General features: G+C 37.5%; 8 protein-coding genes. 3 read left to right on the plus strand and 5 right to left on the minus strand.

The features are described from left to right. The first annotated feature begins 61 nt into the window (after positions 1 to 61). Positions 62 to 553, plus strand: coding sequence for a universal stress protein (locus tag ACFIJW_RS10420; protein WP_375618294.1), 492 nt, complete (start codon positions 62 to 64; stop codon positions 551 to 553). A gap of 59 nt (positions 554 to 612) precedes the next feature. Next, positions 613 to 1,191: a NifU family protein gene (locus ACFIJW_RS10425; RefSeq protein ID WP_375634388.1), complete on the plus strand. Its 579-nt coding sequence runs from the start codon at positions 613 to 615 to the stop codon at positions 1,189 to 1,191. Positions 1,192 to 2,636: 1,445 nt separating this feature from the next. Here ACFIJW_RS10425 and ACFIJW_RS10430 read toward each other — a convergent pair. Next, a complete protein-coding gene (locus ACFIJW_RS10430) occupies positions 2,637 to 2,972 on the minus strand; it encodes a zinc ribbon domain-containing protein YjdM (protein WP_375634389.1) in 336 nt (111 codons plus the stop codon). Positions 2,973 to 4,045: 1,073 nt separating this feature from the next. Beyond that, positions 4,046 to 5,674 (minus strand): alpha-D-glucose phosphate-specific phosphoglucomutase, encoded by a 1,629-nt coding sequence (locus tag ACFIJW_RS10435; RefSeq protein WP_375634391.1) that lies wholly within the window; start codon positions 5,672 to 5,674, stop codon positions 4,046 to 4,048. A 217-nt stretch (positions 5,675 to 5,891) separates the two neighbouring features. Between ACFIJW_RS10435 and ACFIJW_RS10440 the strand changes: the two genes are divergently transcribed. Then, positions 5,892 to 6,416: a peroxiredoxin gene (locus ACFIJW_RS10440; protein ID WP_375634401.1), complete on the plus strand. Its 525-nt coding sequence runs from the start codon at positions 5,892 to 5,894 to the stop codon at positions 6,414 to 6,416. Between the two features lie 872 nt (positions 6,417 to 7,288). Here the strand turns inward: ACFIJW_RS10440 and ACFIJW_RS10445 are convergent. The 3 genes from ACFIJW_RS10445 to pyrF all read right to left on the minus strand — a co-directional run bounded on the left by ACFIJW_RS10445 (position 7,289) and on the right by pyrF (position 11,092). Further along, positions 7,289 to 7,822: a replication protein gene (locus tag ACFIJW_RS10445; RefSeq protein ID WP_375618298.1), complete on the minus strand. Its 534-nt coding sequence runs from the start codon at positions 7,820 to 7,822 to the stop codon at positions 7,289 to 7,291. Between the two features lie 590 nt (positions 7,823 to 8,412). Further along, positions 8,413 to 9,897 (minus strand): histidine--tRNA ligase, encoded by a 1,485-nt coding sequence (gene hisS, locus ACFIJW_RS10450; protein WP_375634392.1) that lies wholly within the window; start codon positions 9,895 to 9,897, stop codon positions 8,413 to 8,415. Positions 9,898 to 10,246: 349 nt separating this feature from the next. Beyond that, the gene (gene pyrF / locus ACFIJW_RS10455; RefSeq protein WP_375634394.1) at positions 10,247 to 11,092 is read right to left on the minus strand and encodes an orotidine-5'-phosphate decarboxylase; all 846 of its coding nucleotides are present in this window, start codon (positions 11,090 to 11,092) and stop codon (positions 10,247 to 10,249) included. Positions 11,093 to 11,587: the final 495 nt, after the last annotated feature.

An 11,587-nucleotide genomic window follows, 5' to 3' on the forward strand; every position in this document is an offset into this window, starting at 1 on the left:
AATAATAAAACTAAAAACTGTAGAGAGCAAAAAAATCGTTTGTACAAAATAGAGAAAGTGCATGATTTCCAAACCCCAAAATCCGAAAAAAGAACCAAAGAAAAAAAACTTAGTTATTATCGATGAAACACCAGAGTGTCGGCGTGCCGTTGCGTTTGCCGCACAGCATGCCCAAAATACCAGTAGAACATTGGTATTACTTTGTGTCGTTGATAGTGTAGAATTTCAACATTTTCTGGGTGTAAACAACGTTATGCGTACAGAATCAAAGCAAAGTGCTCATAAAATATTAGGAGACATTGCCAGTGAAGTCCGCACCACCCATGCGCTTGAAACAGAAATAGTAGTGCGTGAAGGAAAAAAAATTGATGAGATTTCCAAACTGGTCGACGAAGATAAAAGGATTGCACTAATTGTTTTAGCAGCCAGTGGACATACAGAAGGACCAGGACCCCTTGTTCAATTAATCGGGAATAAAGGAACAGCTTTTTCAATCCCTGTCATTGTTATTCCTAGCAATCTTGCCGATGAAGATATTAGATCTATTGCCTAAAAAATATAATATTCTACAACGTAAGATCTTCCCAAGCCTTCATTATAAAAGGAGAATCTATGTTTATTCAAACTGAAACCACCCCAAACCCTGCAACTCTTAAATTCTTGCCAGGACGCGTGGTTCTTTCTGAGGGCGTATTAGAATTTCGTGACCGTGAAGAAGCAGCTAAAAACTCACCTTTGGCGGCTAAACTGTTTAATATTCCCAATATCAATGGTGTTTTTTTAGGCTATGATTTTATCACCGTAAGCAAAAAAGAAGGAGCATGGCAACATCTCAAGCCCGTCATTTTAGGCACAATTATGGAACATTTTCTATCCAATGAGCCAGTGATCACCACCAACGCTACAACACAAGCACAAACCCATGCCCTTAACGAAGAATTTTATGACGAAAAAGATGCTGATATTGTCTTAACCATTAAAGAGCTCCTTGAAACGCGTATCCGCCCCGCAGTTGCCAATGATGGTGGAGATATTACTTTTCGCGGATTTGAAAATGGTATTGTTTATCTCAATATGCGCGGCTCCTGCGCTGGATGTCCCTCTTCAACAGCAACTCTCAAACATGGTATTGAAAATCTTTTACGTCATTTTATCCCTGAAGTTTTAGGCGTTGAAGCCATGCCACAATAAATCACAATAAATATTGACCTCAATAGGTAAAATAACCACACCGATTGCCCCTCTTCAACAGCGCTCAAACATGGAATGTAAAGATCTTACGTCATTTTATTCCTGAAATTTTAGAAGTAAGCTATGCAGCCATAAAAATAGAGTACTGTTAAAAAAATCTGTCCAATAATGATACCTTCACCCACCTTTCACCTCCACATATACCTTAAAAAGCTTTCAAAGCTCCCTTTAGGAAACATACGTTGTTTCAACAAACCAATTTACGTACACAGAAGTACAACGCATGAGCGTACATTTTAAATTTATTTTATCTCATAATCTTGTCATGCAATTTTAATCAAGAAAACACGACCTCGTTACAAAAAAGCCCCCAAAAAAAGAAAACATTGCAAGATAGAGTGCCCATTTGCTTCATCTTTCTCAGCTCTCCAAACGACAAATCACGCAAAATACTTCTTGTAGCAAGCCGGCACCATCATCATATCTGCCAGCCCCCAATGTTGCGATAGCCCTTGGCACTTAAGACGATTCAATAGCCCTTGGCACTTAAGACGATTCATAAGAGTCATTTTTAATCCTTTCTTGTACAGTTTTTACCCACACGCCAGCCCCGCTTGTGGTATGCAAGCAAGTGATTTTAATTGATTTAACATGGAACAGATTTGAAATGAGAGAATCCCACGTTATTCGGGGTTCTAATTCAATATGAATAATGCTAATTTATTATTATAAATCAATATGTTGTAGCAGCAAGTTGACAAAGATCACATTTTGCAACTTGAATGAGAATTCTGACATTCTTCTTATTTCAATTCTGTTTATGTTGCACCAATAAAAATCGTCCGCTTACACAGCACAAACTGGATAATAACAAAAACTATTTTTAATAGCGCTTATGCACACTTTTATAAGAGACTGTTGCAGAACTAAGAGCTGGAAAATGAATGACTGTACGACCTTGTCAAGATCATAGCGTCCTTTTTCCATTCTTAAAATCAAGAATTCCCCCCCTATCATTTTCAATCTCATTTCCATAAATATGACGAAAAAGGTGTAACTACCCATAAAAAATAAATACATCGAAGCCAGATCTATTATGGTTGTTTGAGAAATTATCTGATAAAAAGAAAGAATATTTTTTCAATTCAGCAGGAATAAGTTTGTCTACTTTACGGCGTTGTTCTTCTCATAAAGCGCATACTTTTATTGTTGCTTGTGAGTCAATATCCAGTCCCCTCATAACCGCATATTAAAAGAAAAGAAAGAGTCGCTATTTCTCTGCGATACATGGCTTTGCAATAAAGGAAAACATATTGCTTCTATCTGATTGGTGTAATCTATGAAACAAGAAAAGAAGCCCATTGGAGAAAAATATGCCCAATTAGAGAAGAATGTAAAAATAGGAAACCAATGAAATGCAAAAACAATTGCAAGAAAATAAATGCCTAAACTTTTTTCACAAACTCCGACTTTAAACTCATCTGACCAATCCCTGGAATTTTGCAATCGATATTATGATCCCCATCCACCAAGCGAATATTCTTTACCTTCGTCCCCCCTTTTAAAACAGATGAAGCGCCTTTTACTTTCAGATCTTTTATCACCATAACGGTATCTCCGTTTGTTAAAATCTGACTATTGGCATCATAAACAGTATTGACAAGAACCGTATCATCGTTTTTTTGTGGCCATTCATGTGCGCATTCAGGACACACAAAATTTTCACCATCTTCATAAGTATAAAGACAATCACAACGAGGACATTTGGGATATTGGGTCATAAATTCCCCTTATTAAAAGAAAAATCATTCATTATGACTGGTCATAAAGCAAGAAGTGCTTATTGTCCATTATTTTAGAAAAATGTTTCCCTTTGTTTCAATCCTCATCTGTCAACAGTGTTTATGAATGCCCTCATCACATACCATACATGGGTTTATAAAAATGATTGATCATTATACAACTCAAATGAGTCCCCGCATATCATAAAATTTACGCATTTCATTCTCTCTAATAAATTAATCAAAATCATTTTCTTATACATCACCAATGCAATTAACGAATGGATAAAAAAACAATTAGAAAAGGAACATCTCTGAATAAAACGTTCTCAAAGAGCTAAAAACTATTGCAGCATTGAGAAACAAGAAAATGATGTCCCCAACTTAACCTTTTATTTAAGTAAAGATAACAGTCATAATGTTAGAGAACAGACTGATTTATGATCATAGTCAATGGTTTTGTATATTGAATGAGAGCCGATAAATAAGCTGAGATTCTCTCAACCCCTTTTACATTGAAACAACCAAAACCTTTTGCATGTTACAAGTAGGAAAAGCCGTGTAAAACGATTATCCAAAATACTAAATACTCTCAAATATAAGAGCCAACATTGAAAGCGGGCAAAGTGAATAATGGTGCCGTCTTACTCTCTCATAAGCGTAAAAATGGTGCTGCTCAATGAAGGGACGGTTATCCCTTTCAAAGCAACACGCATAAGATGCGTTTTTAGTGTCTTGAGAGAGAAGATTCTTTAAAACAAACATATGAAATGTGCAACAATGATCGTATTTTGTTTTGTATGAGAAACATTCCCCTATTAAACAAAAATTTCTATCAAGCCATTGAGCAAACCCATTGGACATAAATGCTCCGATTATGCTCGATTATAATTTCCTACAGCATTTAGTTTTAAGAATCCGGCAGTTTTAGGAATCCGATTGATATGTAAGAGAGGAAAAAACAAAGAGAGCTTGAAAATGGAAGATCTCCCTTATGCACATAAAATCACGCCCCTAAAATCACACCCATGTGATCAATCATCATACCTTTACAAAAAAACATTCCAATGATCTTAGGTGATAATATCAGGGTGATCTCTCCCCAATGCTTGTTGTATATTTAACAGTTTTAATGCCACCTGTTGCAAAGGTTTAAGAACGTCTTGCGGATTAAAATTGTGTTTGCGCGGATCACTTTCATATTGTTCAAAATAAAGCCGTAAAGTAGCACCTAGCGTCCCTGTTCCCGACAAACGAACCACCAACCGTGCGCCATTCTCGAAAAAAATACGGATACCTTGCTGCGTACTAACGCTCTGATCAACGGGATCATGATATGTAAAATCATCTGCTTTTTTAACGAAAAATCCAGCAATTTCAGTTCCTGCATGTGGTAAGTGCGCACGCAAATGCTCTATAATTTCCAAAGCTTTGTCTGCTTCGACTTCTTCATAATCATGCCGTAACGTGTAAAAACGCCCATAGGTGTGCCAATGCTGTTGAACAATTTGTGCGACAGTTTTTTCTGTTACCGCTAAAAGATTTAACCAAAATAATACAGCCCATAAACCATCTTTTTCGCGGATGTGATGAGAGCCCGTTCCAAAGCTTTCTTCACCACAAAAGGTTACTTTTCCCGCATCCAAAAGGGTTCCAAAAAACTTCCATCCCGTTGGCGTTTCAAAAAAGTTTAGTCCTTTTTTTTCCGCAACCAGATCAGCAGCACGCCCCGTCGGCATAGAACGTGCTATCCCCACCACGCCTTTCCGATATCCTTTAATGAGGTGTGCATGTTCAGCCATAATAGCCAAAGAATCCGAAGGCGAGACAAATTGTTGACGACCAATAATGAGGTTACGATCTCCATCACCATCAGAGGCTGCGCCAAGATCTGGTCCTTTCTCTGACATCAATAAATCATAAAGAGCCTTGGCATAAACCAAATTGGGATCTGGATGACAGCCTCCAAAATCTGGCAAAGGAATACCATTAACCACCGTCCCTTCAGAAAATCCTAAACATTTTTCAAAAATTTCATGAGCATAAGGCCCTGTTACCGCATGCATGGCATCAAACCGTAAAGTAAGACCTCGATCAACGGCCTTGGCAATACAGTCGAAATCAAAAAGCTCCTGCATCAAAGCAACATAATCAGCGACAGGATCGATAATATCAATCCGCATGGCTCCCATAAAGATCGTACCTTGCCTATCTAAATCAATATCTGGTGCTTCAAGAATTTTATAAAAAGAAAGACGTTGCGATGTTGCAAAAATAGCATCACATAAAGAATTAGGAGCTGGTCCCCCATTGGAAATATTATATTTAATACCACAATCTCCTTCTGGACCACCAGGATTATGGCTTGCAGAAAGAATAAGTCCACCATGGGCATGAGTTTTACGAATAAGATGCGAAACGGCAGGTGTAGAAAGAATACCGCCCCTTCCCATTTTAATAAGAGAGACACCATGCGCCGCTGCCATCTTCAACACAATCTGAAGGAGAGTACGATTAAAAGTGCGCCCATCCCCCCCAAGAATCAACATTTTTCCTTCAAGAGGCCCAATGTTATTAAAAAGAGACTGTATAAAGTTTTCTACATAATGGGGTTGTTGAAAAACAGACACTTTTTTGCGCAAACCAGACGTTCCCGGTTTTTGCCCCTCAAAAGCCGTAGTCAAAACTGTCTTTATGGTCATATTCATACCTTTATATTCTTTCCTATAATTTTAAGGTGAAGAGTATCCAAAGTCGACCATTAATTCTACTTGACGGAAGTGTGAAATATTTGCACACTCACCAGAAGTAAGAATTTTTAAAGAAGCCCTTTTATTTAAAACGCTTTTTGCCATATGTTTTTAAATACGAAGGCTGTTTTAAAACAAAATTTTCGTAAAAGAATACAGGAGCATCATGATGATGAAAAAAACAGTTCCCAATGTAACATTCCACACACGCGTACGCGATGAATCAGTGGATGGAGACAATCCTTATCGGTGGCAAGAAGTTAACAGCGATGCTTACTTTAAAGGAAAGCGTGTTATTCTTTTTTCTCTTCCTGGAGCTTTTACCCCTACTTGCTCAACCTTTCAGCTGCCTGATTTTGAAAAACTCTATGATGAATTTAAACAAGCGGGTATTGATGAAATTTATTGTCTTTCCGTCAATGATGCTTTTGTCATGAATGCTTGGGGAAAAGCACAAAATATCAAAAACGTGAAATTAATTCCCGATGGCTCTGGTGAATTCACGCGCAAAATGGGTATGCTGGTTGCAAAAGACAATGTTGGTTTCGGCATGCGATCATGGCGCTATGCAGCTGTTATTAATGATGGTGTGGTTGAACAATGGTTCGAAGAAACAGGTTTTTCAGATAATTGTGCAACAGATCCTTACGAAGTTTCTTCACCACAAAATGTTTTAAAAGCCTTGAAAAGCTAATTCCCCCAATCGTCTATTTAAACAAAATTTTACGACACAAATCTCCCTCCTCAGGAAATTTGTGTCGTTTACTTTTTGCAACCTCTATTCGTGAAAGCAGACACGATAAGTTGATTGTGCGCCTTCAGTGAGAAAATATTCCAACAATAATTTTTCAATAAATCTTTCATGTTTTAACGGCTTTGCAAAAGCTTGGAAAATTGCCGATGAAAAATCCCGTTGTGGGACTAAAAAATCAAAGAGTTAACAGCTGTTGCACGCTATCAAAAAATGAGGATGCAATTGCCAAATGCGCAAATTCATGCAAAACTCTCTCGGAAACATCAAGGATTAACATATAGATAAACTATGCAAAATCAACGCTCAGCTCCTCATATTGAGAAAACCTTTATGTTGAAAATGGTTTGATTTATAGAGATAATTTATAATTTTGCATATTGAATGTGAAAGCTGAATATCATAAGAGTGTCTCATTTTATCCCTTCTTATATTGCAACCATCAAAACCATTTTCTTGCCCACGACATGTGGGATTGGCATATGAATAAACGATTAAAAAGAGTGGAAATGCTTCTCGTAAATGCTTTCAAAGGCGAAAGCTGTGAACATCAAGACTGCAAGGTTCACAAAAGCATCAAGAGGGAAAATACAGATCAAACATTTGTTTGAAGAGGCGCACAGTTCAAATTAACTTATGTCTCATAAAAAGAAGCAAATATGGTATAAAAACTGCTCTGCATAAAGAACCGTTTATAAAGAAGATTCAATCAAAAAAATCCCGCAAACATTCCAATTCACATACCATAAACAGACTCATTACTGTTCTCATAGCCATTTATTCTAAGCTTTTATTTTTCTCTAAGAGAAAAACGGTTAAAGAAGTTGTTTATTCGGGTATTCTACCGTAAAGTGTGCTTCTATCTCTTCCTCTTCATCAAACTCAAAATCTTCATCACATTCAGGAAGACCAAAAATATCTGGATTGATGAAATAACAATCTTTTTTTGTCCCCTTCGCTACAATTTTATTTGTTTCTAATTCTTTGATACCTTCTTTAAAACTTTCAAAATTAAGATATTCTGGTTCTTGAATTGAAAGATCGCAAGTCAAAAATTCTTCAAGAATATCATGATCCAATGTTATCTGATCAAACCATAAATCCACATCATCCCCCTCATCTAACATTTTCCCTACCTGCCACAACATCACAAAAAATGCTTTCATACCACTAAATGATAGCCCAAAAATCATACGCCGACACGACGAGGCGCCTGAAAAGGTAATTTGCGGAAGATCTTCAAATCCGAAATTTGAAGGAGGAAGTTTAAATGATTTTCCAATATTCTCAGGTCTTTCAAGAATAAAGGGATTTCGTTCATAGAGCAGAGTAAAATCATATTGGACCATTTTCATTTCTCCGTTAAAGAATTGACTTTATGAAAAATGCATATTATTAGTAAGTTACCATTATGGCAGCTTACAATTCATCCAAACATGCTCCTGTAAAAAATTGTTCGATTTAAGTCATTCCATTGTTTTTTGAAGCTTAAAAAGTCTTTTAGGATAAAACGCTCTAGTTCTCCCTCCTTTTGCAATAAGGCTAGATTTTGTAATGTCCAAGAAGAGAACATCAAAGGATTTGATACTCATAGATGAGAATTCAAAGATGAAGCCAATATGAACTTGTCAATATTTTTATAAACTTTTGCAGAAGCTTTACGTGAAACCCTTTAATTTTCTCAGAGTTTTTGTTCGTTACAATTTTTTTTGCTCATTTTAACGCATTATCATCGCATCCTCAGAAGGGCACGTTTTATAGCAAATAGCGCTTATTTATCTCTTAAAAAATCTCTCTTTTATGCCGCACGCACTTCAAAACCCCGCTTTTGAACGCGTGCACCAACACGTATAAACGAGCAAAGCACAAATTTTAAAAATTGAATTTCAAATTTCCAAAATATTTCAAACAAGCACTTCGATAAAGACCTTTACCATTATCATTTTTGGGCGGCTAAAATATCCTGTACTGTTTTGACCAATTGTTCTTCATCAACCGTCACTTGTGCTGGTCGACTTTCACGCCATGTTTGATTATCCTTAATTTCATGAGACAAACGCGCCCCTTCAATCAAATCTTTAATCTGTATTTTTCCGCTCTCACGTTCTTGTGAGCCTTGGATAACCACACAAGGCGCTTGGCGTCGATCTGCATATTTCATCTGCGCTTTTATCCCCGATGCCCCCAAATAGAGCTCAGCACGAATTCCCGCACCACGCAACTGCATCACCATTTTTTGATAACCAGCAACCGCCTCTGGCTCTTTATCCATCATCAGCACCACAACCGGCCCTGTTGTCTCCTTCATAGGCAACTTTCCAAGATTTTGCAAAGCAGCGATCAAGCGTGAGACCCCGATTGAAAAACCTGTTGCTGGAATGTTTTCACCACGAAAGCGTGCCACCAATCCATCATAGCGCCCACCACCACCAACGGAGCCAAAAACAACTTTCAGCCCATCATCATTGAAAACATCAAACAGCAACGTAGCCTCAAAGACAGGACCTGTATAATAATCCAGTCCACGCACCACCGATGGATCAATCTTGATACGATTCTGAAAGCCATTTGCGGCAAAAATTGCTTGCATTTCCTCAAGCTCACAAATTCCCTCACGCCCTTGAACATGATCACCAACCACTTCTTTAAGAGCCTCAAGCGTTTCTTCTGCTGTTTCAGCTCCAGCAGCAGTTAAGGTAAGAATACACTCAATCTCTTTATCCTTAAGCTCCGCCCCTTTTGTAAAGTCACCACTTTCATCCAAACGCCCTTTTCCCAAAAGCAAACGCACCCCTTCAGAACCAAATTTATCCAGCTTATCAATTGCTCTTAAGATAGTTAAGCGCTTTTCAGCCTGCTCATTTCCCCCCAAACCAATTTTCTCTAAAACACAATCGAGAATTTTTCGGTTGTTCAGACGAATGGCATATTCATGATGCTGAAACCCTAGTTTTTCCAAACTATCGGCTGCCATCATACAAATTTCGGCATCAGCTGCTACCGTTGGTGTTCCAACAATATCCGCATCAAACTGCATAAATTGCCGAAACCGCCCTGGACCTGGTTTTTCATTGCGAAAAACAAAGCCAAGACGATAACTGCGATAAGGCTTTGGCAAAACTTCAAAATTCTCGGCAAAATAACGAGCAAGAGGCGCGGTAAGATCATAGCGCAAAGACATCCATTGCTCATCATCATCTTGTAGCGAAAAAACGCCCGCATTTGGACGATCTGAATCCGGTAAAAACTTACCCAGCACATCTGTATATTCAAAAATTGGTGTTTCCAGTGCTTCAAAACCATAAAGTTCATAAACTTCACGAATTTGCGCAATCATTGTTTCAGTTGCATACAACTGTGCACTTGTACGATCAACAAAACCCCGGGGTAAACGGGCTTTGGTTTTTTCTTGTTTTGATAACATATTTTTCTCTAACAACAATATATATTCACCGATAACGTGTGTCTATCTTATAGAAACAAACGCTGCAATAACTTTATCAACTGGAAACTGGTAACAATATACATAAGCTTTTGCTTTTAAAAGATGCAAACCTTTACCCTTAAGGCAATCTACTGAAAATATTTGCATTTTCAATAGGAACATAGCCCCCCGCTCAACATGAAATGCCCGCTTAACATTCAATGAAAAGACATCTGTGCTTGTTGAAAGAAACCTCAAAGCGACTGTTGATTCTGGATAAATCGGAAGCATCCCCCTCAAAAGCCCTCCCTTTCAGAATTCTTCAGATTTATTACAGATGCAAAAATCCTCAAGACATCAGTGTGCTTTGCGCTTGTTCTGCAAAATGATTGATAACATTTTTTAAATCAACAATATTTCGTCCAGCATCTGTAATAGAGCGTGATACAGAGGGAATAACATTCTGCCAAAGTCTTTGTGGAAATTGATTTGCTAGTTGTGTCATTGTTCCACCTTGAGCGCCAATACCCGGAACGAGAAACAGACTATTTTTCAACTGCTCGATTGTGTCTTTTGATTCAGATCCTAATGTCGCTCCTATAACCGCACCTATGGGGCCAATATTATGATAAATAACCGAAGACTGACTATTATAATCACAAATACACTGTGCAAGATGAAGAGAGAGTGTCTGATCACCAATAAGCGCATTTCGTATTTGTTTCCCCTCTGGATTAGAAGACTGAACAACCACAAAAACCCCTGCTCCTGTTTCTTCTGCAACCTTTATCAGAGGAATAAGAGCATCAAAACCCAAAAAAGGATTAACTGTCATGGCATCCACCTTGAACGCACTACTTGGACCAAGCCAAGCCTTACCATAGGCTTCAGCAGTAGAGCCAATATCCCCCCTTTTTGCATCCGCCAGAACCAATATACCTTGTTCGTGTGCATTTTCAATCAGTTCTTTGAGAGCTTGAAGACCTTCCACACCATATAATTCAAAAAATGCGACTTGCGGCTTTATAATACCCACTTTACCAACAACTGCTGTTAAGAGAATATCACAAAAATCTTTTAGACCTTTATAATCAAAGCTTAGTTTCCACGATTGCAAAACTTTATGGCTCGGATCAAAGCCAATACAAAGAGGTCCATAGATTTCACGATTTTTAAAAAAAGTTGAACGAAACATTTTATATCCTAACAAGATCTCTCTTTAAACTTTTTGATACAATCAAAAAGAAAAGCATTTGTCAAAAGAATACAATAGCGAAAACACAAAGAAAGATCTCTCTATACAAAATGTGCTTTTATTTATGAAACATAAATATATTCCCATTTGTAACGCTTATCATATGTTTATCAACAAAAACATTGTCATGAGATAAAAATTCAAATTTATGAAAGAATATAAACAAAACAGCATCTATATTATAATGACCTCATAAAGCCCTATAGACATGCCTTGTCGTTTTCACCCCCCTTTTTTATGATCAACAAAAACTCTCTATGAACGCGCTTTAAACAAAAGTTTCAAAAGAAAATGCCCCATCATGATGATCTCGATCTTAACTTTAGATCTTTCCTATTCCTTTTGGCGCATATCTATCCCTTTTGGAACATAATTAGCAAAAAGGCATTGTATCTCCAGCATATTCAAGGAGATAAAACATGGAAACTCGCATTC

This window comes from Bartonella sp. MM97QHHN (genome assembly GCF_042194285.1).
Classification (GTDB): domain Bacteria; phylum Pseudomonadota; class Alphaproteobacteria; order Rhizobiales; family Rhizobiaceae; genus Bartonella.